Origin of the sequence: Acidovorax sp. WCS2018Noco2-16 (genome assembly GCF_031843945.1) — a bacterium.
In the GTDB taxonomy this organism is placed as follows: Bacteria; Pseudomonadota; Gammaproteobacteria; order Burkholderiales; family Burkholderiaceae_C; genus Paracidovorax.
This window is the reverse complement of record NZ_JAVTJJ010000008.1, coordinates 35,981-58,784: the sequence shown is the minus strand read 5'-3', so window position 1 is coordinate 58,784 and position 22,804 is coordinate 35,981. Positions and strand designations below refer to the sequence as shown.

Here is a 22,804-nt window from a genome sequence, read left to right as displayed (position 1 = left end):
CAATCGGGGTTGGCGCCGGTCGCGTGTCTGCAGGTGGGAAAATGGCCGCTCTCAGAACACATTTTTCGGACAGGTGGACTCATGGCAGGTTTGCAAGCGGGCGCGCCTACGCCACAGTCAATCACGGTGCACGGCGCATCGCGCGTGCTGGAAGTGGTCTTTTCCGACGGCGCCGCTTTTCGTATTCCGTTCGAGCTGATGCGCGTGTATTCCCCATCCGCCGAGGTGCAGGGGCATGGCCCGGGCCAGGAAACGCTGCAGACAGGCAAGCGCGAGGTGACGCTGGTGTCGCTGGAGCCCATCGGCAATTACGCGGTCAAGCCGACGTTTTCCGACGGGCACGACACCGGCATCTTCTCGTGGGACTACCTTTACCAACTGGGCCGCGAGGAAGCTGCGCTGTGGGCCGACTACACCGCGCGGCTGCAAGCTGCGGGTATGGATCGCGATGCGCCGATGGCAGCCAAGAAAGGTGACGATGGTGGCCACGTGCATGGCCCCGCGTGTGGCGGAGGGCACTGACGGCTCGTCGGCCGGCACGACAGGTCTTGCTGCTGCGGCATTCAACTTCTGCGCGACAGATGTCCCAGACGCCCAGGGGGTTGTCGATCTGCACCCCTGAAGCGTGGCCTACCATCGGGGGATGAGCACCACGCATTTCGGTTTCCAATCGGTGGACGAACAGGACAAGGCCCGTCACGTACGCGGCGTCTTCGATTCTGTCGCGTCCAAGTACGACGTCATGAACGACCTGATGTCCGCCGGCCTGCACCGCGCCTGGAAGGCCTACACGGTGTTGGTGGCCGACCTGCGCGAGGGCAGCCAGGTGCTGGACATCGCCGGTGGCACGGGGGACCTTGCCCGCGCGTTCGCGAAGAAGGTCGGCACCACCGGCCGCGTAGTGCATACCGACATCAACGAGGCGATGCTGCGCGTCGGGCGTGATCGTCTGATCGACGATGGCCTGGTTCTGCCTACCTTGGTGTGCGACGCAGAACAGCTGCCTTTTCCTGATGCGCATTTCGACGTGGTGAGCGTGGCCTTCGGTTTGCGCAACATGACCCACAAGGACGCCGCGATTGCCGAGATGTGCCGTGTGCTCAAGCCTGGTGGCAAGCTGCTGGTGCTGGAGTTCTCGAAGGTAGCCAAGCCGTTGGAAAAAGCCTACGACTGGTATTCGTTCAAGGTGCTGCCGCGCCTGGGCAAGCTGGTTGCCGGTGATGACGCCAGCTACCGCTACCTGGCCGAGTCGATCCGCATGCACCCGGGGCAGGAAGAACTCAAATCCCTCATGCAAAAAAATGGCTTTGGCCATGTGGACTATCACAACATGACTGGCGGAATGGTGGCTTTGCATGTTGGAATCAAGTGTTGACCCGCGCGCGCGGGCTCACTGGCAATAAACAGGAGATGACATGATGAAACTCTGGTCTGTGGTTCTGGTCGCGATGCTGGCCGTGGCGCATGGCGATGCGGACGCCAAGCGCATGGGTGGCGGCAAGTCGTTGGGCAAGCAGTCCAGCAACGTCACGCAACGCGATTCCGCAACACCGCCCGCCACGCCGGGCGCACCAGCGCAAAACGCTACCAACAACGCAGCAGCGGCCAAGCCGGCAACGGCTGCTGCCGCGCCCGCCGCTGCGGCCAAAAAGCCTTGGGGCGCCATGCTGGGCGGCCTGGCCGCTGGCCTCGGTTTGGCCTGGCTGGCCAGCTCGCTGGGCCTGGGCGCCGCGTTCGGTCAATTCCTGTTGATCGCGCTGATGGTGGCTGCTGTGGCCGTCGTGATCGGTCTGGTGATGCGTTCGCGCAAATCGGCTGGCGCGCCTCAGGCGCGCTCGCCGTTCGCCTTCCAGGGCGCGGCAGCAGGAGCTGGTGCCACGTCGCCTGCCGAGGCGCAGGTGCCACGCCAGTACAGCCCGTCGAATGTGGGCAACGACTCGTCTGCCCGTCCTTGGGAGCGAGGCACGATGGCATTCGACTCATCGCGCCAATCCGGTGGATCTTCCGGCGTGGTGATCGGCTCTGCGCTGGCTGGCTCGCAAAACTGGGGCGTTCCCGAAGGCTTCGATGCCGAAGGCTTCCTGACGGCTGCCAAGCGCAACTTCACTACGCTGCAGGCTGCCTGGGACAACTCCGACATCAACACGCTGCGCTCGATGATGACGGACAGCATGCTCGATGAGATCCGCACGCAGTTGCGCGAGCGCGAATCGCACCGCGAAGCCAATCAGCCGAACCACACTGAAGTGGTGATGCTGGAGGCGCAATTGCTGGGCATCGAAGACCTGGGCGATGGCTACATGGCCAGTGTTGAGTTCTCCGGCATGATCCGCGAAGAAGCCTCGGCGGGCCCCAGCCCGTTCCGCGAGGTGTGGAACATGACCAAGCCCAAGAGCGGCAACAGCGGCTGGCTGGTGGCGGGCGTGCAGGCTCTGCAGTAATACGATCTCAGAACGCGCCTGGTGCGCGATGGCTGCGGGCGCAGTGGGGTAAAGCTGACGTGCGCCGCAGCCAGTTCAGGGAATAATCGGGGGCTATGGCAACACAGTCCCCTTTTTCGTTTCTGGACGGCCTTTTCGAGCGCCTCGCCAGTGGTCCGCAGCCGCCCCAGTGGCTGATCCATGAAGTACAGCACCGTGCAGTGCTGTTTCTCAACCATGTGCTGATGCAGGAGCCCCAGGCCATGGAGCGGCTCGGCAGGCAGAAGGGCAGGGTGGCACGGGTGCAATGGCGTGGGTATTCTGTGGCGTTGCTCATCACCCCCGCCGGGCTGCTCGACCTGGCAGCGCCAGAATCCACCCCTGATCTGCGACTGGAAATTACGGACACATCTCCTCTGTCGCTGGCGCAAACCGCACTGCGCGGCGACAAGCCCACCATCCGTATTGAAGGCGACGTCCAGTTGGCGGCCGAGATCAACTGGCTGGTCGATCATGTGCGTTGGGACGTCGAGGAAGACCTGTCGCGCGTGATCGGCGATGCGCCGGCTCACGCGGTCGGTTCGGTCGCTCGGCGTGTGGCAAACGCGTTGCGCAACTTCGTGGGCTCGCGCATGGCGGCTGGCGCTGGCGGCGCAGGGGCTGCACCCTTCGCTGGTGCATCGGCTGGCAGCGACAGCGAAAAGCCATGAGCCGGTACTTTCGTGGCGTCACCATCGTCTGGGTGATGCTGCGTTATGGCCTGGACGAGCTGGTGCTCACCAGTTTCCAGAAGCCTTGGCTGCGCCTGCTGGCGCGCGTCATTTCGGTGGGGCGCAACCTGGAGGCTCCCCGTGGCCAACGGCTGAGAGAAGCACTGGAGCGCCTGGGGCCGATCTTCGTGAAGTTCGGCCAGGTGCTGTCCACGCGCCGTGATCTCATGCCGCCTGACATCGCCGACGAACTGGCGCTGCTGCAGGACCGCGTTCCGCCCTTCGACTCGAAGATCGCCATCGCCACCATCGAACGGGCTTTCCGCAGACGCGTGGACGAGGTGTTCGTGTCGTTCGATCATGTGCCCATCGCCAGTGCGTCCATTGCGCAGGTGCACTTTGCGATCATCCGCGACCGCCAGGGCTATGAGCGCGAAGTGGCCGTCAAGGTGCTGCGCCCCGGCATGCTGCCTGTCATCGAGAACGACTTGGCCCTCATGCGCATGATGGCAGGCTGGGTCGAAGGTTTGTCTGCCGATGGCAAACGGCTGAAGCCCCGGCAGGTCGTGGCCGAATTCGACAACTACCTGCACGACGAGCTGGATCTGGTGCGCGAGGCGTCCAATGCCGCACAGTTGCGCCGCAATATGCAGGGCCTGGAATTGGTCGAGATCCCGGAGATCTTCTGGGATTTCTGCCATTCCGACGTGCTGGTGATGCAGCGCATGAAGGGCGTGCCCATCAACCAGATCGAGCGCCTTCGGGCGGCGGGCGTGGATGTCCCCAAGCTCGCGCGGGACGGCGTGACGATCTTCTTCACGCAGGTTTTCCGCGACGGCTTTTTTCATGCGGACATGCACCCTGGCAACATTCAGGTAAGCCTGGAGCCTGGAACGTTCGGACGCTACATCTCGCTGGATTTCGGCATCGTTGGCACGCTGACCGAGTTTGACAAGGAATATCTGGCGCAGAACTTCACAGCCTTCTTTCGGCGCGACTACAAGCGGGTCGCCGAACTGCACATCGAAAGCGGCTGGGTTCCGGCGAACACGCGCGTCAATGATCTGGAAGGCGCCATTCGCGCGGTATGTGAGCCGTACTTTGACCGGCCGCTGAAGGAAATCTCGCTGGGCATGGTGCTGATGCGCCTGTTCCAGACCTCGCGCAGGTTCCATGTCGAGATTCAGCCGCAACTCGTGTTGCTGCAAAAGACGCTGCTCAACATCGAAGGACTGGGCCGCCAACTCGATCCGGAGCTTGATTTGTGGAGCACCGCCAAGCCATTCCTGGAGAAATGGATGCTCGATCAGATGGGCCCACAACGGCTGTGGCATGAACTAAAGGCCGAGGCGCCCCATTTCGCCAAGATGCTGCCCGAGTTGCCCCGTCTGCTGCATGCTTACCTGAGGCACAAGCCCCACGAAACCCAGCGAGAGCTCAAGGAGCTGCTGGCCGCCCAGAAACAGACTAACCGTCTGCTGCAGGGGATCATCTACGGTGGCCTGGGTTTTGCATTGGGTCTGCTGGCGATGCAGTTGCTGGTACGCGTGCGCCTGTTCTAAGGGCGCTGATCACTTCCCTGTTTCCGTCTTTCGACTCCACCACTTCGCGACATCAAGGACCATGCCGTGCTGTTGACCCTGGTTATTGCCTATCTGTTGATCACCATCGCCATCGGGCTGGTTGCTGCTAAAAGGGTCAAGAACACCACAGACTTCGCCATTGCCGGGCGCAATCTGCCGATGTTCATGATCATCACCACGACCTTTGCCACGTGGTTCGGCTCCGAGATCGTCCTGGGTGTTCCCGCCAAGTTCATCGAGGGCGGTCTGCACAACGTGGTCGAAGACCCGTTCGGTGCGGGCATGTGTCTTATCTTGGTGGGGCTGTTCTTCGCGGGCAAGCTCTACCGCATGACGCTGCTGACCATCAGCGACTACTACCGTGAGCGCTATGGACGCGTCATCGAAGTGGCTTGTTCGCTCATCATCATGCTGAGTTACCTGGGCTGGGTGTCGGCGCAGGTAACGGCGCTGGGTCTGGTGTTCAACCTGCTGTCCGGTGGCGCTTTGAGCATTCCGGTGGGTATGACCATTGGGGTCGTGTCGATCCTGGCCTACACCCTGTTCGGCGGCATGTGGTCGGTGGCGGTTACCGACTTTCTGCAGATGATCATTCTGGTCGTCGGGTTGCTGGCACTGGCGTTTTTCGCGGGCGACATGGCGGGCGGTGCGGGCAAGGTGATCGATCTGGCCGTCAGCAAGGATCTGTTCAAGTTCTGGCCAGAGCCCACGATGCACGACATCGTGTTCTTCTTCGCAGCTGCCATCACCATCATGTTGGGCTCGATTCCGCAGCAGGACGTGTTCCAGCGCGTGATGTCCGCCAACTCGGTGCAGGCTGCCACGCGCGGCACGGTTATCGGTGGCAGTGCCTACATTCTGTTTGCTTTCGTACCCATGTTCCTGGTGGTCAGCGCCCTGTTGATCATGCCCGAGCGCGCGCAGGAACTGCTGGCCGATGATCCGCAGAAGGTGCTGCCTACGCTGGTGATGGAGAAAATGCCTTTCGTCATGCAGGTGCTGTTCTTCGGTGCGTTGCTCTCGGCGATCAAGTCGTGCGCATCGGCCACCTTGCTGGCGCCCAGCGTGACCTTCACAGAAAACATCTGGCGCCAGTTTCGCAAGTCCGGCAGCGACCGCGAGAATTTGCTGACCATGCGTATCAGCGTGCTGGTGTTCAGTCTGGCCGTGCTGGCATATTCGATCCGCATGCAGGGCACGCCTATCTACGAACTGGTGTCTGGGGCTTACCAGGTGCCGTTAGTGGGCGCTTTCGTGCCGTTGGTGGCGGGGCTGTACTGGAAGCGAGCCAGCACACAGGGGGCCGTGTGTGCCGTCGCGCTGGGTATCGGCGTCTGGATCAGCGGGTTGACCATGGCGTGGGGCGCGGTGTTTCCTGCGCAGCTTGGCGGAGTATTGGCAGCCGCCTTCGGCATGGTGGCGGGCTCGCTACTGCCGCAATGGTTGGCTGACACCCGCATCGCGCACCGGTTGGTGCCCACTGGCTCGTCCTGATCGCTAAGGAACCTCTGCTCCCTAGGCGATCAACACCTGGGAAAGGCTTTGTAGCGGCGCCACCTATAATCGCCGGTTTTGCGTTCTCCTTCGCACCTAAGCATCCGATGCCTATTTATGCCTACAAATGCGGCTCCTGTGGCCATGCCAAGGACGCTCTGCAAAAAATCTCCGATGCACCGCTGACAGTGTGCCCGGCATGCGGTGCCGAGACGTTTTCCAAACAGCTGACGGCGGCGGGCTTTCAGTTAAAGGGCTCGGGCTGGTACGCCACCGATTTCAAGAACAGCGGCGCTGCGCCTGCCAAGGCTGCAGCACCAGCGGGCGAGGGCGGCGCTGGGTCCGAAGCCAAGACGGGCGACGCCGCGCCTGCTGCTGCGGCTCCAGCCGCCGCCCCCGCTCCTGCACCCGCTACCGGCGCAGCGGCCTGAAACCTCACTTAACTGCTTCCCGTCCGAATGTCTGCTCTGCGCAAATGGTTGTTAACCGGCCTTCTGGTCATCGTGCCTGGCGTCATCACCGCCTGGGTGCTGAACTGGATCGTCAGCACGCTCGACCAGACCCTGCAGATACTGCCGATCTCCTGGCAGCCTGATCGCCTGCTGGGCTTTCACATTCCCGGCTTCGGCGTGCTGTTGACGCTGGCGATTCTGCTGGTGGTGGGCGCGCTGGCCAGCAACTTCGCGGGGCGCAAGCTGGTGGAATGGGGTGACGCCTTGGTCAGCCGCATTCCGGTGGTGCGGTCCATCTATTCCAGCGTGAAGCAGGTGTCGGACACGCTGTTCTCTGAAAGTGGCAACGCGTTTCGCACCGCCGTGCTGGTGCAGTGGCCGCGTGAAGGCGTCTGGACTGTGGCTTTCGTGACCGGCACTCCCAATGGCGAGGTGGCCGCGTACCTGCGCGATGAGTTCGTGAGTGTGTACGTGCCGACCACACCCAATCCGACCGGCGGCTATTTCGTCATTCTTCGCAAAAGCGATTGCATCGAGTTGGAGATGAGCGTGGATGCCGCCCTCAAATACATCGTGTCGATGGGTGTGGTGCCTCCACCAGACCCGGTCGTCCCCGAAGTCAAGTAACCCTTCTTTTGTCGCGAGCCCTGACCGGGGGCACGTGGAAAAACCCTTGTCGCGTCGATCACGGCGCAGGAAGACTGAAACCCCATGGCCATGCGTTCCCACTATTGCGGTCTTGTCACCGACGCCCTCCTGGGCCAAACCGTCACCCTCGCTGGCTGGGTGAACCGTCGCCGTGACCATGGCGGCGTGATCTTCATTGACCTGCGCGACCGCGAAGGCTACGTGCAAGTGGTGTGCGACCCCGACCGCGCCGACATGTTCAAGACCGCCGAAGGCGTGCGCAACGAGTTCTGCGTGCAGGTCAAGGGCATAGTGCGCGCCCGGCCTGATGGCACGACCAACGACAACCTCAAGAGCGGCAAGATCGAGGTGCTGTGCCACGAACTGAACGTGCTCAACCCGTCCGTCACGCCGCCCTTCCAGATCGACGAGGAGAACCTGTCGGAAACCACGCGCCTCACGCATCGCGTGCTGGACCTGCGTCGCCCGTACATGCAGAACAACCTGATGCTGCGCTACCGCGTGTCGATGGAAGTGCGCAAGTTCCTCGACGCCAACGGTTTCGTCGACATCGAAACGCCAATGCTCACCAAGAGCACGCCCGAAGGCGCCCGCGACTATCTAGTGCCAAGCCGCGTCCACGACGGCCACTTTTTCGCACTGCCGCAGTCGCCCCAACTCTTCAAGCAGTTGCTGATGGTGGCCGGATTCGACCGCTACTACCAGATCACCAAGTGCTTCCGCGACGAAGACCTGCGCGCCGACCGCCAGCCTGAATTCACCCAGATCGATATCGAAACATCGTTCATGGAAGAGCAGGACATCCGCGACATGTTCCAGGGCATGATCAAGACTGTGTTCCAGAACACGCTGGGCGTGGACCTGGGCGAGTTCCCGGTCATGACTTATCAGGACGCGGCGTACCGCTTCGGCTCCGACAAGCCCGACCTGCGCGTGAAGCTCGAGTTCACTGAGCTGACCGACGTGATGACGGACGTGGACTTCAAGGTGTTCTCGGGCGCCGCCAACATGAAGGGCGGCCGGGTGGTGGCCCTGCGCGTGCCCGGTGGAGCGCGCGAAACCGGTGGCCTCTCGCGCGGCGAGATCGACGGCTACACCGAATTCGTGAAGATCTACGGCGCCAAGGGCCTGGCCTACATCAAGGTCAACGAACTCGCCAAGGGCCGTGACGGCTTGCAGTCGCCCATCGTCAAGAACATCCACGATGCAGCCATCGCCGAGATCCTCAAGCGCACCGGCGCGCAAGACGGCGACCTGCTGTTCTTCGGTGCTGACAAGGAAAAGGTCGTCAACGACGCCATCGGCGCGCTGCGTATCAAGATCGGCCACAGTGAATTCGGTAAGAAGAGCGGCCTCTTCGAAGACCGCTGGGCACCACTGTGGGTGGTGGACTTCCCGATGTTTGAGCACGACGAGGAAAACGACCGCTGGGTCGCCGTGCACCACCCCTTCACGGCGCCGAAGGACGGCCACGAAGACTACATGGTCACCGCGCCCGAGAAGTGCATCTCCAAGGGCTATGACATGGTGCTCAACGGCTGGGAAATGGGTGGTGGCTCCGTTCGTATCCACCGCGCCGACGTGCAGCAAAAGGTGTTCGACGCCCTGAAGATCTCGCCCGAGGAAGCGCAGCAAAAATTTGGCTTCCTGCTCGACGCGCTGCAGTACGGTGCGCCGCCGCACGGTGGCCTGGCCTTCGGCCTCGACCGCATCGTCACGCTGATGACCCGGGCAGAGTCGATCCGCGACGTGATCGCCTTCCCCAAGACCCAGCGCGCCCAGTGCCTGCTGACGCAGGCTCCAAGCCCGGTGGATGAGAAGCAACTGCGCGAACTCCACATTCGTTTGCGCAATCTGGACGCTCCCAAGGCTGCTTGATTCTGGCGTTACCAGGACGGTTGAAGCGATAGATTCGAAAGCGGCAGGAGCGTCATGTTCCTGCCGCTTTTTCTTTTGAAGATGTGCATCTATGAAAACCCGTGAAATGACTTGGCAGGCCCTGGCGATGGTGGCCGCAGTGGCCGTGCTGGCTGGCTGTGGCGAGAAGAAGACCGAACTGGGCCAGGGCGGCTCGGTCGTTTCCGGCTCTGCTGGCCCGCAAGGCGCGCAGAACGCTTCGCGTGAACTGGTGCGTTGCGATGCACCGGTGGCAACGCTGGCACTGGCCGAAAACCCCAACGGCTACATCATGGGCTCGGGCTATCAGTTGCCGGCCTCGCCTGTGCCGCTGGTCAAGCTGCTTGCACAGCAAAGCGGCTGCTTTCGCGTGGTGGACCGCGCGGCCGGCCTGCGCGGAACGGTGCAGGAACAGGACCTGAAGAACGCAGGCGTGCTGCGACAGGATTCGACGGTGAAGAAGGGGCGCGGCTACGAAGCGCAGTTCACGCTCACCCCCAGCTTGACGTTCAGCGAGCAGGATGCAGGCCGGGGCCTGGCGGGCATCATTGCCATGATTCCGGTGCTGCGGGACATCGCGGGCCTGGTCGGCTTGGTGGAGCAGGTGAAGTTCAAGGAAGCGCAGACCGCCTTGCTCCTGTCCGACAACGAAACCACCGAGCAGGTCGCTGCCGCCACCGGCGCAGCCCGCTCGACCGACCTGGGCGTCGGGGGTCTGGTTTTCGGCAAGCTGGGCGGGGCGGCCGGCACCGGCTGGAGCAATACTAACGAAGGCAAGGTCATTGCTGCCGCCTTTCTGGATGCGCACAACCAACTGGTGGTGCAGGTGCGCGCGCTCCAGGCCAAGGAACTGCCGCCCAAGGTACCGACGCGCAACGGCAACAACACGCCCGCCGGTTAAGCGTGGCAGCAGCGCTTTGCCGCGCGCGGCTTGTGTTCCTCACGTTCCGGCATGCAGAATCTGCTCTTGTGTAAGTTTTTGTTCGCTCCTTGGAGCTGCAGGCAAAGGACTCGTTCGTGTCAAACCTTCTCAAGTCGGCAGATCAATGGGTGCGGTATATGCCCGCCGTGCAGCACCAGCGACAGGAACTGCGGCTCGTAGAAAACGCCTGGGATCATCTTTCGCTGCTCTCCTCACTGTCGCTGCTGTCCTCCAAAGCGTCTTCGGGAGGCGATCTGGCGCAGGCGCGCAAGGATTTTTCAGCGCTGTCCGCCGATCTCATGCGCGGCTTGGCCAGCGAGGCGCTCCGAAACCGCCTGGATGACCTGGTCTCTCGCGCGCAGGTCAGCATCGACGTGCTGGTGCGTAACCTTTTCGAGCGCACGGCGGACATCGGTTTCTTTGCCACCGACGTGGGTGTGGCGCAGTACCTTGAAGACGCCCTGCCTGAAAGCCGACCACTGATCGAGCAACGGTTGCGTGAATACGCCAGCAAGTACACGGTCTATGGCAATGTCTTCATCTTCGATACCCAAGGCCGTCTGTGCGCGCAGCTGAACGCCACGGACGCCTCGGGCGGTACGGCACAACTCCAGGGCGACGCGGCTTTCGTGCGCTCTGTGTTGGACAGCCATGCTCCCTATGCGGAGCACTACGCCGTGCACGGCTTCAGCGGCAGCGCTAACGCTACCCTGATGTATGCGCGGCGGGTAGAGGCGCAGGGTAAGACCTGCGGCATGGTGTGCCTGGAGTTCAGACTGTCCGATGAGATGCCCGCCATCTTCGATTCGTTGCAGGCCAGCGATGTGCAGGGCCAGGGATCGGATGCCGTGCTGGCACTGGCCGATGTGCAAGGTCGGGTGCTGGTGTCCAGCGACCCGCTGCAGTTGCCGGTTGGCTGGCAATTACCCCAAGCCGATGCGCCCGGTATGCATGCCGTACGCCACGCCAGCCGGCGCTACCTGATGGCCGTGCGGGACACGCAAGGGTTTCAGGGCTACCAAGGGCCCGGCTGGCGGGGCGTCGCCTTGCTGCCGCTGGACCTGGCTTTCGAAGAGGCCAACGCGTCGGAACGTGGGGCGCTGTTATCCATGGTGGATGGCCAAGCCGATCTGCTGTCGCAAGAGCTGCGCGAAATCCCGCGCCGCTCGGCCACCATTCAGTCGGCGCTGGAGCGTTCGGTCTGGAACGGCTTGCTCGAACTCAACCAGATCGGCGAAGGCACTGATGTCGCACCACGCGAGCTGATGTTCGCCAAGACGCTGCTCTCGGAGATCGGCGCCACGGCGCGCAAGACCGCGCAGGCCTTTTCCGGCGCGCTGCAGGACTTGTACAGCGTCGTGGTGCAGTCGCTGCTGCGTGACGCGCAGGGCCGCTCGGCGCTGGCGATGCAGATCCTGGATCGCAACCTCTATGAACGCGCCAACGATTGCCGCTGGTGGGCGCTCACGCCCCAGTTCGCTCAAACGCTCGCCGCGGGCCAGCCTCGCTGCGAACGTGCCACCAAAGTTCTGGCCGACATCAACGCGCTCTACACCGTCTACGCGTGCCTGGTGCTGTTCAACCGCGAAGGGCGCGTGATGGCGGTGTCGCGGCCATCCCAGGCGCATCACGTGGGCACGCTGTTGCAAGAAGATTGGGTGGGGCGCTGCCTGCGCCTGCCCGGCAGCCAGGACTACGCAGCGAGCGCCTATGAGGCGAGCCGGTTCTACGACAGTGGCCCCACCTTCGTCTACGCCGCCGCCGTGCGGGCCGATTTTCAGGGCGCGACTTCGGGTTCGGCCTCCTTACCAGTACTGGGCGGCGTCGCCATCGTGTGGGATGCGGCGGAACAATTGCAGTCCATTCTGGCCGATTGCGCCGTGGGTGCCGACACGCGGGACGCGTTGGCCTTCATCGATGCCCAGGGCCGCGCGGTGTGCGTCGCAGGCGGTGCAGCCGACTTGATCAATGCCGAGGCCATCGCGGCCTGCCGTGCACAAAGCCGCACCGCGCCGCTGGGCGGCCGGCTGTACGGACTGGGGCTGGCCCGCGGCCATGGATACCGGGAATTTCGCGCAGAAGGTGGCTACGACCACGGCTTGACTTGCGTGGCGCTGCGCCATCTGTGCGAACACCACGCGGCCGTTGCCCCGGCGCCCAACCTGGCGGCTGGCGCCGGGGCCGCACGTGTCGAGGCCCAGCATCGCCTTCAGCTGGCCACGTTGCTGACGGGAACGCACTGGCTGGGACTGGAGGCCGCACAGGTGGTCGCTGCTGCTCCCGACACGCCCGTGCTGCATGCGGGCGGTGCGCGGGCGCCGTTCATGGGGCTGGTGCAGATTGGTGAGCGTGTTTACCCGGTGGTGGACTTGCGCTGTGTGGTGGCCGGAGCCTCGGGGCCGGTGTCGCGCGACGCCGATCCGAACCGGCAGATGGTGGTGGTACGCGCAGCGCTGGAAGACGGCACCATGCGCGAATTCGCGCTGCGGGTGGATGCGCTGGGCGCCATGCTGGAGCTGGACCGCCGCACCCTGCAGCCCATGACCCGGGGTGGCGGGGCGGGCACGCCGCTCATCGACGCGGTGGTGCAGGTGCCTGCAGCGGGCAGCGGGGGGGCACACCATGCTGTGCCGCATCTCGCCGCAGTGGCTGCGCCAATGTGCCCACGGTGCGCTGGGCGATGTGCCGCCGCAGGACGTGGACGCGATGCTGCTGCAGGCCGCAGCTTGAGACTGCCCGGATGACCGACGCGCCAGCGCCAATGCGCACCGCGCCAGCGGTCCCGTTCAAGATCCCTGAATCCGTGCTGGTAGTGATCTACACGCCGGTGCTGGATGTGCTGCTCATCCGCCGCGCAGGGGACGACGACCACTGGCAATCGGTCACCGGCAGCAAGGACTGGCCCGAAGAGCCCTTCGAGGCTGCCGCCCTGCGCGAGGTGCTGGAAGAAACCGGTATCGACGCCCGATCCCCCAGTTGCGTGCTGACCGACTGGGCGCTGGAGAACGTCTATGACATCTGGCCACAGTGGCGCCATCGGTATGCACCGGCGGTGGTACGCAATCGTGAGCGGCTGTTCGGCCTGTGCGTGCCGCCCGGCATGCCCATTCGACTGAACCCGCGCGAGCACGTGCAGTGGCGCTGGCTGCCGTGGCGCGATGCGGCAGGAGAGTGCTTTTCACCGTCGAATGCCGAGGCCTGCCTGATGCTTCCGCGCATGGTTTTGGCGGCGGGCTCACCCGGGACCGGCGTCTTGGCTCGGTGATTTCAGGTGTTTTTTGCCTCTGGCGCCCTATTTACAAGCGTTAATTGCTATTAATTTCATAGCAATTGACCCGGCGGGCGGGGCGTAGCGTTCGTTTCTTTCGTCTCTGTGTTGTCACCCAGCGGGTCTTAGCTGCAGCGCCGCCAGCGTGGAAAGCGGGTCGACAGACCTTGCTGCACCGGGCGCAGGGTCGACCGCGGGAGGCCGAAGGGGCGCTGCCTCGGCACCGGCCTGGGTGCGCAGCACCAGTTCACCCGGCTTGCGCTCGCTGTCGTGGCCCAGCACAGCCCGCGCGGCGCCTGCACCGCAGCGCGCTCGCAGCCGGTCGATGGCCGCCTGCTGGCTGACAACATCTTCAATACGCGCGGCATGGCGGCTCAACAGCTGTTGGGCGATGTCCAGCAGCTTGGTGTTGAGCGTCGCTTCGACCCGTGACAGCAGCAATGCCACCGCTGCGGCGGGGTCGCCCGCCAGGCTTTGCGCCACGGCAGCTTCCGCCGATTTGTTGACTTGCAGCAGGCAGTCGCGCAGCGTTTGCGCGTGCTCCGCATGCGTCTGGCAAGAGTTGGCCAGCAGCTCGGTCAGCCCCCGGGTGTTGGTGTAGCGCAAGCCGATGGCCAGCACCCAGCCGGGGCCTTCAGGCAGTGCGATGGAGGTAGCGGCCAGCACCGACAGCAGCGCCGCCATGTTGCACGCGGCTTCAAAGTCGAACTGGCTCTCGAGAATGTCCTGCCCCAGCGCGCGAATGCCGGCCACCGCCTGCACCACCTGGCGCTGCTGGATCTGCTGCAGCGCGCGCACCACGGCCTGAAAGCGCTGGATGCGCGGGTTGTCCGGGTGCCGCTCGATGATGCGCACGAAGTCGGCCATGCACCGCTCCAGCCCTTTGCGGTCGTTGTCGGCAAAGTACTGGAAGGCCAGCAGCACCAGCGACTGGTAGTCGAACAGCTTGGAGTCGATGCCTAGCACCGCCGCACGCGAAAGCGCCTTGGCCGCCGTCTCGCGGTCACCCATGTAATGGGCCATCATGCCCAGCTTCTGCAGCCGGGCGACCGAGTCCGGCGTGATGCTGCTGGCCAGGCGATAGGTCGTCAGTGCCTCGGCAAACTGGCCGGTTTCCACCTGCGCGCGGCCCAGCACGTCGTAGGCGTCGGCAAATGAGGCGTCCTCGCCCAGCAACCCCTGCAAGGTGGTGATGGCGCGGGGCGCCTGGCCTGACTCGATCTGCGCGCGCGCCACGCCCAGCCGGGCCCAGGGCAGGGCGCGCGTCTCGATGACTGCTTCGAACAAGGAGCGGGCGGCCTCGTGGCGGCCCAGGCGCAGCAGCAGCTCCGAGCCGATGCGCGCCGCATACAGCCAGTACGGCTTGCGCTGCTCGAACCGATCCACGCACAGCGCGGCGGCGCCTTCGAAGTCTTCGCGCGCAATGGCCTCGAAGATCGGCTGCAGATGCGTCTTGCGCAGCCGCGCGCTCGACAGGCGCTCGAACATGGCACTGGGCGTGAACGGCTTGAGCAAATAGCCGTCCAGCGCCGATTCGGCGGCCTCGGCCACGGCGGCGTAGGACGCCTCGGCCGTCACCATGAAGAACACGGTGGAAAAAGGCAGCAGTTGCGCGCGGCGCAGATCGTCCAGCAGGGTCTGGCCCGACTGGCCTTCGCCAAAGTACTGCTCGCACAGCACGTAGTCGAACACGGTGTGTTCGAGCCGTGATCGCGCGTCCTGCACGCGGCTGCACTGCTGCACCCGCACCACGCCGTATTCACGCAGCTGCGACACGAGAATGCTGCGCGACGTGGCATTGCCGTCGATCACCAGGGCCCGGGTTTCCGGGATGTCGGCAGCAGCAGATTTTGGGGAATTCATGGGATGGCGGCACGGGCGTGGCGAGCCGCAGGGACGATGCGAACAGTGTAGGGAAAGCCGGCGTTTTCTGATACAGGTGGATACCTTTGTGCGGCGTGCATCCGACAATCCCTGGTACGGGAACTGTCACAGCCGCTGCGACACAATGCCCGGCATGGAATCTTCTGCCCTGTTGCGCGTCGCCACTTACAACATCCACAAGGGGGTGCAAGGCGTCGGCCCGGCGCGGCGGCTAGAGATCCACAACCTGGGCCTGGCGGTCGAACAGCTCGACGCCGACATCATCTGCCTGCAAGAAGTGCGCAAGCTGCACCATCGGGGCCCGCGCGACTTTCTGCGCTGGCCCGAACAGGCGCAGGCCGACTACCTGGCGCCAGAGGGCTATGAAGCCGTCTACCGCACCAATGCCGTCACCCGGCACGGCGAGCACGGCAACGCGTTGCTCTCGCGCTGGCCGGTGATCGGCCACCAGCATGAAGACATCTCCGACCACCGCTTCGAGCAGCGCGGGCTGCTGCATGTCGAGGTCGATGTGGACGGGCGCCGCGTGCACGCCATCGTGGTGCACCTGGGGCTCATTCCCGGCAGTCGGGTGCGGCAGGCGGCGCAGCTGCAGCGCTTCATCGAGCGCGAGATACCAGCCGGCGTGCCGCTGCTGGTGGCGGGCGACTTCAACGACTGGGGCCTGCAGATCAAGCGCATGTTGGCCGGCTTCGGCCTGCACGAATACGAAGATGCGCCCCGCGCGTTCACCTACCCGGCGCGCCTGCCGATGGTGCAGCTGGACCACGTCTACGTGCGCGGCCTCACGCCCGTGGGCCTGCACGTGCCGCGTGGCCGGGCCTGGTGGCGCATGTCGGACCACCTCCCGTTGATTGCGGAGTTTCGGCTGTGACCGGTGCCACTGCCGACTCCGCTCCGCCACGCCGCGGGCCGTTTCGCCGGCGCCAGCAAGGCGCCAACGCCAGAGCCACCTGCAACGATCACCGCATCGACCTGCTGCAGGGCGCCGAGGAGCTGTTCGCCTCGCTGATCCGCGACATGGATGCTGCGATGTCCGACATCCAGTTCGAGACCTACATCTTCGACTGCACCGGTGCCGGTGCCGATATCGCCGAGGCCTTCATCCGCGCCGCAGAGCGCGGCGTGCGGGTGCACGTGGCGGTGGACGGCGTGGGCTGCATGGGCGGGTTGCCGTCGCCCTGGCCCGAGCGGATGGCCGCCGCCGGCGTGCATTGGCAGGTGTATTCGCCACCCGGGCGCTTTGGCATGCTTTTCCCGAAGCTGTGGCGGCGGCTGCACCGCAAGCTGTGCGTGATCGACGGCTGTGTGCTGTATTGCGGCGGCATCAATGTGCTGGACGATTTTCACGACCCCAACCACGGCGCGCTGGAGGCGCCCCGGTTCGACTTCGCCGTGCGGGTGGTGGGCAGCCTGGTGGCCGAGGCCAGCGACACCATGGAGCAGCTGTGGTGGCGCATGCGCGCAGCGCGCGATGCCCGAAAGAGCCGCCTGAGCCAGGCGCTGGCCGACCTGCGCGCCGCCAGCGCAGCGCGGCTGGCGGCCGAACACGAAGCGCGCCAGCCGCAGGGCATGCGCGCCATGCTGCTGCTGCGCGACAACCTGCGCCACCGCACCCGCATCGAGCAGGCCTACCTGCGAGCCATCGGCACGGCGCGGCAAGAGATCATCATCGCCAACGCCTACTTCATGCCAGGCCGCAAACTGCGCCGCGCGCTGTTGCTGGCGGCCCGGCGCGGCGTGCGTGTGCAACTGCTGCTGCAGGGGCGCTACGAATACTTCATGCAGTACCACGCCGCGCGGCCGGTGTATGGCGTTCTGTTGGAGGCAGGCGTGGAGATCCACGAATACTCGCCCAGCTTTTTGCACGCCAAGGTGGCGGTGGTGGACGCGCTGGGCGACCGGCCCTGGGCCACGGTGGGTTCTTCCAACCTCGACCCGCTCTCGATGCTGCTGGCGCGCGAGGCCAATGTCGTGGTCGAAGACGCTGCGTTTGCGCAAGACCTGCGCGGCCGGCTGGTGCACGCCATGGCACATGCCGGTGAGCGGCTGGATCCGGCCTGCTATGCCGAGCGCCCGCTGCGCCAGCGCCTGCTCGACCGCGTGGCCTTCGGCCTGATGCGGGCGGCGTTGTGGGTCACCGGTAATCGTTACTGAGGCTTAGGGGCTGTTTGCTATTAAAATAATAGCTGTAAGCGCTTTATACATAAGCGCTAGAGGCCAAAAACCCTTGTAATCCAGCGCGGCGGCTTCGCTGGTACTATCCCCGCCATGCTCAAAGAACTCATCGCCGCAGATGCCGCCGCGCCGTCCGAAGAGGGCACGCCGGTTTCCGTCAAGATCCGCGAACGGCTGGTGGCGGCCCGCAAGCGGTTCCACGCCAACGACAACATCGCCCCGTTCATCGAGCCGGGCGAGCTGGAGCTGCTGCTCGACGAGGTCGAAGCCAAGATGCAGGGCGTGCTCGACAGCATGGTCATCGACACCGTGGGCGACCACAACACCAACAACACCGCCCGCCGCGTCGCCAAGATGTATCTGAACGAGGTGTTCAAGGGCCGCTACGTCGCGCAGCCGCCGATCACCGAGTTTCCGAACGCCGAGCACCTGAACGAGCTGATGATCGTCGGCCCGATCACCGTGCGCAGCGCCTGCAGCCACCATTTCTGCCCGGTCATTGGCAAGATCTGGATCGGCGTGCTGCCCAACGAGCACACCAACGTCATCGGCCTGTCGAAATACGCGCGGCTGGTTGACTGGGTGATGGGCCGCCCGCAGATCCAGGAAGAAGCCGTGGTGCAACTGGCCGATCTCATCATGGAAAAAACCCAGCCCGACGGTCTGGCCATCGTGATGGAGGCCAGCCATTTCTGCATGTCGTGGCGTGGTGTGCGCGAGATGGACAGCAAGATGCTCAACTCCGTCATGCGCGGCGTTTTTCTCAAGGATCCGGCGCTGCGCCGTGAATTCCTGTCACTGATCCCTGGAAGGAACTGATCCATGTTGGTTCGCCTGCTCTATGCCAGCCGCGCGGTTGACAATTCGCCCGCCGCCATCGAGGCCATTCTTGCGACATCGCGCACGCACAACCCGCCCAGCGGCATCACTGGCGTGCTGTGCTTTGGCGGCGGCGTATTCCTGCAGGCCATCGAAGGCAGCCGCTCGGCCGTCAGCGAGCTGTACGGGCACATCCAGCGCGACCCGCGCCACAAGGACGTCGAGCTGCTGCACTTCGAGGAAATCGACGAGCGCCGCTTTGGCGGCTGGACGATGGGGCAGGTCAACCTCTCGCGCATCAATCATTCCATCGTGCTGAAGTATTCCGAAAAGCCCGAGCTGGACCCGTACGCGGTGTCGGGCCGGGTGTCCTACGCTCTGCTGGAAGAGCTGATCGCCACGGCCTCGATCATCGGCAGGGCGTGAGTGACGCATCGCTGAGCCAAGCGGCCGCCGAGGGCCCGGTCCAGCCGGTTGCATGGCGCACACGCGTGGTGTCGTGAACCACTAGCCGGTGTCGCTCAACGCTTTCGCACTCATCATCCTTGCCGGGCTGATCCATGCCGGCTGGAACATCGCGGCCAAGAAAGCCGGCGGCGACTCGCGTTTCGCCTTCTTCACCTCGGCGCTGATGATGTTCATCTGGGCACCGCTCGGCTGGTGGATCGGCCGCGACGTGGTGCCCCACTGGGGCCGTGTCGAATGGGGTTTCGTCGTCGCCAGCGGGCTGCTGCATGTGGGCTACTACGTCATCTTGCTGCGCGGCTATCGCAAGGCGGACTTGACGGTGGTGTATCCGCTGGCGCGCGGCTCCGGTCCGCTGCTGTCGTCGCTGGTCGCGGTCACGCTGCTGGGCGAGCAATTGTCTGCGCTGGGCGTGTTCGGCATTGCCGGCGTGGTGGGCGGAGTGTTCCTCATCGCCGGCGGGCCCGCGCTGCTGCGTGCGGCGCACGACCCGGCCGCCCGGCAACGTGTGCACACCGGCATCTTCTACGGCGTGCTGACCGGCGTCTTCATCGCCAGCTACACCGTGGTGGACGGCTACGCCGTGAAGATGCTGCTGATGTCGCCCATCCTCGTCGACTACATGGGCAACTTCGTGCGCGTGGCCGTGCTGGCACCCGCCGTGCTGCGCGACGTGCCCACCGCCGCACGGCTGTGGAGCGTGCAGTGGCGCTTCGCCCTGCTGGTGGCGGCCGTCAGCCCTGTGGCCTACGTGCTGGTGCTCTACGCCATGCGCGAGGCACCGCTGTCGCACGTGGCCCCGGCGCGCGAGGTCTCCATGCTGTTCGCCGCGCTGATCGGTGGGCACCTGCTGGGCGAAGGCGACCGCGCGGCGCGCATCGCCGGCGCGGTGCTGATCGCGGCGGGCGTCACCGCTCTGGCGCTGGGTTAAGGCATGGCTGCAAAGTCTGATGCCAGCCCGGGCGCGCTGCTGATCGGCTGCGACTTTTCCAGCAGCCCAAGCCGCACCAAACCCATTGTGCTGGCCCTGGGTCACCTTGAGCGTGGCCGCGTGGTGCTGGCGGGCCTGCAGCGCTTTCACACCCTGGCTGCCTTTGGCGACTGGTTGGCCGAGCCCCGCACGTGGGTGGGCGGTTTCGACCTGCCCTTCGGACTGCCGCGCACACTGCTCACACAGCTGGGCTGGCCGCTGAGCTGGCATGCCAGCATGCAGCACTACCGCACGCTGACCCGCCCGCAGATCAGGGACACCTTTGCCGCGTTCTGCCAAGCCCGCCCCGTGGGAGGAAAGTTTGCCCACCGCGCCACCGACGGCCCGGCCGGCTCCAGCCCGTCGATGAAATGGGTGAATCCTCCCGTCGCCTACATGCTGCACGCGGGCGTGCCGCTGTTGCTGGACGCCGGCGTGCACCTGCCTGGCCTGCATGCGGGCGACCCGGCCCGTGTGGCGCTGGAAGCCTACCCCGGACTGCTGGCGCGCGAAATCATCGGACGGCGCAGCTATAAAAGCGACGACCGCCAGCGCCAGACCCCCGAGCGCCTGATTGCTCGCCGCGACCTCATCGAGGCGCTGGAGCTGGGCAGCACACGGCTTGGCCTGCGCCTGAAGTTGACGCATGCACAGCGCGATGCGCTGGCCAGCGACGCCAGCGGCGACAGCCTGGACGCCGTGCTGTGCCTTGCCCAGGCCGCCTGGGCCAGCCTGCGCCACGCCGAGGGCGACGCGCTATACGGCCTGCCGCCGGAAATGGACGCGCTGGAGGGGTGGATCGTTACCGCGCCGTGGCCAACACACGACGCGAGCATGGCCTGAATGAAGCCAGCGAAAATATGTGCTGCTTGAATACCGAAAGGCTCTCACCATGAACCTTGCCCACTGGCTCCTCTTTTGCGGTGTTTCGTTGCTGATCTGCTTCACCCCTGGCCCGGCTGTGCTGCTGGCGGTATCGAACTCGGTGGACGTCGGAGCGAAGCGGACGGCCTTCAGCTCGCTCGGCAGCACGATGGGCATCTTCGTGGTGTCGGGCTTGGCGATGATCGGCATGGGAACCATCCTGAGCATGTCCGCCAATGCTTTTCTGGTCATGAAAGTGGCCGGCGCCCTGTATCTCATCTGGCTGGGTGTGAAGCGCTGGCGCAGCAGGGACGCGCTGATAGGCCGCGATGCCGGCCTGGCACCCACGCAGCGGCGGGAGCGCATGAACTGGCAACTAGTGGTGCAGGGGTTGGGCGTGTCGTTGACGAACCCGAAGTCCATCCTGTTCTTTTCGGCACTGTTCCCCCAGTTCATCGTGACCGGCGCGTCGTTGTTCGCGCAATATCTGCTGCTGACCACCACGTTCGCCGTGTGCGCGTTGGTATCCCATGCCTTCTACGTGACGCTGATTTCGCTGGTCAAGGGCCATCTGGTGGCGCGGGCGAAGCTGTTCAACCGCATCGTGGGCGGCACCTTCATGGGGCTGGGCCTGGGGCTGCTGCAGACGCGGCACAAGCTCAGTTGAGAGCGCCCTCATCAGCTCAAGCTCCCAAGGCAAGGAGCATCACCATGCCATCCAGGTCTGTCAGCACTGAACCGCTTCGATTTGCCGCCATGTCTGCGGTGGCCGCGGTATTGGCGTTGGCGTTTGCCGTGCTGTGCATTGCCCCCGCATGGTCGGCACCTGCGCCCTGGCACTGGTGGCGCAGCAAGATCGATGGGCGGCGGGTGTGTGCACAGACTTCGCCCGGATCAGGCTGGGCACAGGACAGCGGCCCCTTCGATGGGCCAGGCTGTCAGCCCAAGCCCAGAGTGTTTGTACTGCCCATGCGTTGAAGGGCTGACACCCCTCAAACAATTGGCTGACTGCTCAGGCCGTGGGCAGCGTGATGTCGACCTGCCCCTGTACCGCCTCGACCGGCATGTTGAGGCAATCGGCCAGGCACTGCAGCGCGGCGGCGTCGATGGGCAGGGTGTTTTGCGCACCGGCGGGCACCAGCGGCGGCAGTGCATCGGGCGACACGCTGCCTTGGGCCGCAATGCGAATGCCGCCCGGCGTGGGGGACACGTGGATCTCTGCGGGCGCCTCTTCTGCGGACTCCGCGAGATGGTAGATCGCAGCCAGCGTGATGTAGAGCAGCGTGTGGTGAGGCACGGGCAGTTCGCTGTCGCCAGGCTGGGCATCTGCCAGGGGCTGGATGAAGACGCCGCGCAGCGCCAGCAGCGGGCGGGCCAGTTCGATGGCCTCCAGCAAGGTGGCGCGTGCCGGTTGGCGATCGGAGATCTGCACGTCCCAGTTGCGCAGGCGGCGCACGTGTTCACCCAGTATGGTGAGCTGGCCTTCCAGCTGTTCGACCCGCTCCACGGCCTGCTCTGCAGGCGTGTCGTTGCCAGGGGACAGCCGGCGCTTGAGCACGGTCATGCCCATGCGCATCACCGACAGCGGGCTGGCAAGGTCATGGCGCATGGCCGGCAAGGCGCGCATCAACACCGCGTGTTGCACGCCGGCCGCCATCCACAGGCGCGCGTTCGGTTGGTCAAGGGTGTTCATGGCAATCGGTGGCGGTGTGCGCAATTCAATGGATGAGGGCACCGTCATTGCGTTGATTTCAACTGCAGCTGGCTAACGCAGCGCGCTATCAGCGCATCGAACGCGTCGAAGTCCAACGGCTTGCCCAGCACATGATCGAAGACGGCCGTGGCCGACCCCGTGCCTGAAGCCATGCCGGTGATGGAAATGGCGATACACGGCACACCGGCCTGCGTAGCTATCTCTCTCAACTGAGGTGTAAGGACCGAGCCCTGTATGTCGGGAAGATTTTGATCCACCAGCAGCAGCTGCGCCGGCCGTTCCCGCATGGCTGCGAGCGCGGCGTGGCCGCTGAGTGCGGTGCGCACCGGGTAGTCCTGCATCTCGAGCAGCTCGCGCAGCAGTTCGGTGGCATCCAGGTTGTCGTCGATGATGAGGATCTCGGGGTGCATAAGCCAGTGTCGAGCGGATACGTCTGCAGGATTACGGTCGCGGCGTGGCCTTGGATCACCTGCCGATGCCAACTATTTGGCGGGGCAACGCGCGTCGAATGCAGTAG

The 22,804-nt window shown here is 64.7% G+C and carries 22 protein-coding genes; 19 read left to right on the top strand and 3 right to left on the bottom strand.

All coding sequences use genetic code 11. The annotated features are described in order from the left end of the window. Nucleotides 1-81: 81 nt before the first annotated feature. The 12 genes from RQI28_RS15255 to nudB all read left to right on the top strand — a co-directional run bounded on the left by RQI28_RS15255 (nucleotide 82) and on the right by nudB (nucleotide 13,390). The gene (locus RQI28_RS15255) at nucleotides 82-522 is read left to right on the top strand and encodes a DUF971 domain-containing protein (RefSeq protein ID WP_311223516.1); all 441 of its coding nucleotides are present in this window, start codon (nucleotides 82-84) and stop codon (nucleotides 520-522) included. A 121-nt stretch (nucleotides 523-643) separates the two neighbouring features. Continuing rightward, entirely contained in the window at nucleotides 644-1,375 is a 732-nt protein-coding gene (gene ubiE / locus RQI28_RS15250) for a bifunctional demethylmenaquinone methyltransferase/2-methoxy-6-polyprenyl-1,4-benzoquinol methylase UbiE (protein ID WP_311223515.1), read from the top strand. A gap of 40 nt (nucleotides 1,376-1,415) precedes the next feature. Then, complete coding sequence (locus tag RQI28_RS15245; protein ID WP_311223514.1) at nucleotides 1,416-2,441, top strand: Tim44-like domain-containing protein; 1,026 nt, start codon at nucleotides 1,416-1,418, stop codon at nucleotides 2,439-2,441. A gap of 95 nt (nucleotides 2,442-2,536) precedes the next feature. After that, nucleotides 2,537-3,130 carry a hypothetical protein gene (locus RQI28_RS15240; protein WP_311223513.1) on the top strand — a complete coding sequence of 198 codons (594 nt, stop codon included), beginning with the start codon at nucleotides 2,537-2,539 and terminating at the stop codon, nucleotides 3,128-3,130. Continuing rightward, complete coding sequence (gene ubiB / locus RQI28_RS15235; RefSeq protein ID WP_311223512.1) at nucleotides 3,127-4,692, top strand: ubiquinone biosynthesis regulatory protein kinase UbiB; 1,566 nt, start codon at nucleotides 3,127-3,129, stop codon at nucleotides 4,690-4,692. The genes RQI28_RS15240 and ubiB overlap by 4 nt, the downstream gene beginning before the upstream one ends. A gap of 66 nt (nucleotides 4,693-4,758) precedes the next feature. Beyond that, a complete protein-coding gene (locus RQI28_RS15230) occupies nucleotides 4,759-6,207 on the top strand; it encodes a sodium:solute symporter family protein (protein WP_311223511.1) in 1,449 nt (482 codons plus the stop codon). Between the two features lie 107 nt (nucleotides 6,208-6,314). Next, nucleotides 6,315-6,638: an FmdB family zinc ribbon protein gene (locus tag RQI28_RS15225; RefSeq protein ID WP_311223510.1), complete on the top strand. Its 324-nt coding sequence runs from the start codon at nucleotides 6,315-6,317 to the stop codon at nucleotides 6,636-6,638. A 27-nt stretch (nucleotides 6,639-6,665) separates the two neighbouring features. Next, nucleotides 6,666-7,286, top strand: coding sequence for a DUF502 domain-containing protein (locus RQI28_RS15220; protein ID WP_311223509.1), 621 nt, complete (start codon nucleotides 6,666-6,668; stop codon nucleotides 7,284-7,286). Nucleotides 7,287-7,370: 84 nt separating this feature from the next. Beyond that, complete coding sequence (gene aspS, locus RQI28_RS15215) at nucleotides 7,371-9,185, top strand: aspartate--tRNA ligase (protein ID WP_311223508.1); 1,815 nt, start codon at nucleotides 7,371-7,373, stop codon at nucleotides 9,183-9,185. 91 nt (nucleotides 9,186-9,276) lie between these two features. After that, nucleotides 9,277-10,104, top strand: coding sequence for a CsgG/HfaB family protein (locus tag RQI28_RS15210; protein ID WP_404976916.1), 828 nt, complete (start codon nucleotides 9,277-9,279; stop codon nucleotides 10,102-10,104). 116 nt (nucleotides 10,105-10,220) lie between these two features. Beyond that, nucleotides 10,221-12,869, top strand: a complete 2,649-nt coding sequence (locus RQI28_RS15205; RefSeq protein ID WP_311223507.1) for a chemotaxis protein CheW — start codon at nucleotides 10,221-10,223, stop codon at nucleotides 12,867-12,869. Continuing rightward, on the top strand, nucleotides 12,866-13,390 hold the full coding sequence (gene nudB / locus RQI28_RS15200) for a dihydroneopterin triphosphate diphosphatase (protein WP_311223506.1): 525 nt from the start codon (nucleotides 12,866-12,868) through the stop codon (nucleotides 13,388-13,390). The genes RQI28_RS15205 and nudB overlap by 4 nt, the downstream gene beginning before the upstream one ends. Before the next feature lie 114 nt (nucleotides 13,391-13,504). Here nudB and RQI28_RS15195 read toward each other — a convergent pair whose 3' ends face one another. Next, complete coding sequence (locus RQI28_RS15195; protein ID WP_311223505.1) at nucleotides 13,505-15,256, bottom strand: response regulator; 1,752 nt, start codon at nucleotides 15,254-15,256, stop codon at nucleotides 13,505-13,507. A 154-nt stretch (nucleotides 15,257-15,410) separates the two neighbouring features. Between RQI28_RS15195 and RQI28_RS15190 the strand changes: the two genes are divergently transcribed. The 7 genes from RQI28_RS15190 to RQI28_RS15160 all read left to right on the top strand — a co-directional run bounded on the left by RQI28_RS15190 (nucleotide 15,411) and on the right by RQI28_RS15160 (nucleotide 21,240). Further along, entirely contained in the window at nucleotides 15,411-16,151 is a 741-nt protein-coding gene (locus tag RQI28_RS15190) for an endonuclease/exonuclease/phosphatase family protein (RefSeq protein ID WP_311223504.1), read from the top strand. Nucleotides 16,152-16,246: 95 nt separating this feature from the next. Further along, nucleotides 16,247-17,434, top strand: a complete 1,188-nt coding sequence (clsB, locus tag RQI28_RS15185) for a cardiolipin synthase ClsB (protein WP_311223611.1) — start codon at nucleotides 16,247-16,249, stop codon at nucleotides 17,432-17,434. A gap of 114 nt (nucleotides 17,435-17,548) precedes the next feature. Then, nucleotides 17,549-18,274: a GTP cyclohydrolase I gene (gene folE, locus RQI28_RS15180; RefSeq protein ID WP_311223503.1), complete on the top strand. Its 726-nt coding sequence runs from the start codon at nucleotides 17,549-17,551 to the stop codon at nucleotides 18,272-18,274. 3 nt (nucleotides 18,275-18,277) lie between these two features. After that, nucleotides 18,278-18,700, top strand: coding sequence for a BLUF domain-containing protein (locus tag RQI28_RS15175; protein ID WP_311223502.1), 423 nt, complete (start codon nucleotides 18,278-18,280; stop codon nucleotides 18,698-18,700). Between the two features lie 88 nt (nucleotides 18,701-18,788). Continuing rightward, nucleotides 18,789-19,670: an EamA family transporter gene (locus tag RQI28_RS15170; RefSeq protein ID WP_311223501.1), complete on the top strand. Its 882-nt coding sequence runs from the start codon at nucleotides 18,789-18,791 to the stop codon at nucleotides 19,668-19,670. Nucleotides 19,671-19,673: 3 nt separating this feature from the next. Continuing rightward, nucleotides 19,674-20,552 (top strand): DUF429 domain-containing protein, encoded by an 879-nt coding sequence (locus tag RQI28_RS15165; protein WP_311223500.1) that lies wholly within the window; start codon nucleotides 19,674-19,676, stop codon nucleotides 20,550-20,552. 49 nt (nucleotides 20,553-20,601) lie between these two features. Then, entirely contained in the window at nucleotides 20,602-21,240 is a 639-nt protein-coding gene (locus RQI28_RS15160) for a LysE family translocator (RefSeq protein WP_311223499.1), read from the top strand. Nucleotides 21,241-21,585: 345 nt separating this feature from the next. Here RQI28_RS15160 and RQI28_RS15155 read toward each other — a convergent pair whose 3' ends face one another. Continuing rightward, on the bottom strand, nucleotides 21,586-22,266 hold the full coding sequence (locus tag RQI28_RS15155; protein WP_311223498.1) for a hypothetical protein: 681 nt from the start codon (nucleotides 22,264-22,266) through the stop codon (nucleotides 21,586-21,588). Nucleotides 22,267-22,310: 44 nt separating this feature from the next. Next, on the bottom strand, nucleotides 22,311-22,697 hold the full coding sequence (locus tag RQI28_RS15150) for a response regulator (protein WP_311223497.1): 387 nt from the start codon (nucleotides 22,695-22,697) through the stop codon (nucleotides 22,311-22,313). Nucleotides 22,698-22,804 lie beyond the last annotated feature (107 nt).

Excerpts from the sequence above, each read along its gene's own strand:
- RQI28_RS15255 (WP_311223516.1), top strand. The coding sequence starts at position 82 with ATGGCAGGTTTGCAAGCGGGCGCGCCTACGCCACAGTCAATCACGGTG.
- ubiE (WP_311223515.1), top strand. The coding sequence starts at position 644 with ATGAGCACCACGCATTTCGGTTTCCAATCGGTGGACGAACAGGACAAG.
- RQI28_RS15245 (WP_311223514.1), top strand. The coding sequence starts at position 1,416 with ATGATGAAACTCTGGTCTGTGGTTCTGGTCGCGATGCTGGCCGTGGCG.
- RQI28_RS15240 (WP_311223513.1), top strand. The coding sequence starts at position 2,537 with ATGGCAACACAGTCCCCTTTTTCGTTTCTGGACGGCCTTTTCGAGCGC.
- ubiB (WP_311223512.1), top strand. The coding sequence starts at position 3,127 with ATGAGCCGGTACTTTCGTGGCGTCACCATCGTCTGGGTGATGCTGCGT.
- RQI28_RS15225 (WP_311223510.1), top strand. The coding sequence starts at position 6,315 with ATGCCTATTTATGCCTACAAATGCGGCTCCTGTGGCCATGCCAAGGAC.
- RQI28_RS15220 (WP_311223509.1), top strand. The coding sequence starts at position 6,666 with ATGTCTGCTCTGCGCAAATGGTTGTTAACCGGCCTTCTGGTCATCGTG.
- aspS (WP_311223508.1), top strand. The coding sequence starts at position 7,371 with ATGGCCATGCGTTCCCACTATTGCGGTCTTGTCACCGACGCCCTCCTG.
- RQI28_RS15210 (WP_404976916.1), top strand. The coding sequence starts at position 9,277 with ATGAAAACCCGTGAAATGACTTGGCAGGCCCTGGCGATGGTGGCCGCA.
- nudB (WP_311223506.1), top strand. The coding sequence starts at position 12,866 with ATGACCGACGCGCCAGCGCCAATGCGCACCGCGCCAGCGGTCCCGTTC.
- RQI28_RS15195 (WP_311223505.1), bottom strand. The coding sequence starts at position 15,256 with ATGAATTCCCCAAAATCTGCTGCTGCCGACATCCCGGAAACCCGGGCC.
- RQI28_RS15190 (WP_311223504.1), top strand. The coding sequence starts at position 15,411 with ATGGAATCTTCTGCCCTGTTGCGCGTCGCCACTTACAACATCCACAAG.
- folE (WP_311223503.1), top strand. The coding sequence starts at position 17,549 with ATGCTCAAAGAACTCATCGCCGCAGATGCCGCCGCGCCGTCCGAAGAG.
- RQI28_RS15175 (WP_311223502.1), top strand. The coding sequence starts at position 18,278 with ATGTTGGTTCGCCTGCTCTATGCCAGCCGCGCGGTTGACAATTCGCCC.
- RQI28_RS15165 (WP_311223500.1), top strand. The coding sequence starts at position 19,674 with ATGGCTGCAAAGTCTGATGCCAGCCCGGGCGCGCTGCTGATCGGCTGC.
- RQI28_RS15160 (WP_311223499.1), top strand. The coding sequence starts at position 20,602 with ATGAACCTTGCCCACTGGCTCCTCTTTTGCGGTGTTTCGTTGCTGATC.
- RQI28_RS15155 (WP_311223498.1), bottom strand. The coding sequence starts at position 22,266 with ATGAACACCCTTGACCAACCGAACGCGCGCCTGTGGATGGCGGCCGGC.
- RQI28_RS15150 (WP_311223497.1), bottom strand. The coding sequence starts at position 22,697 with ATGCACCCCGAGATCCTCATCATCGACGACAACCTGGATGCCACCGAA.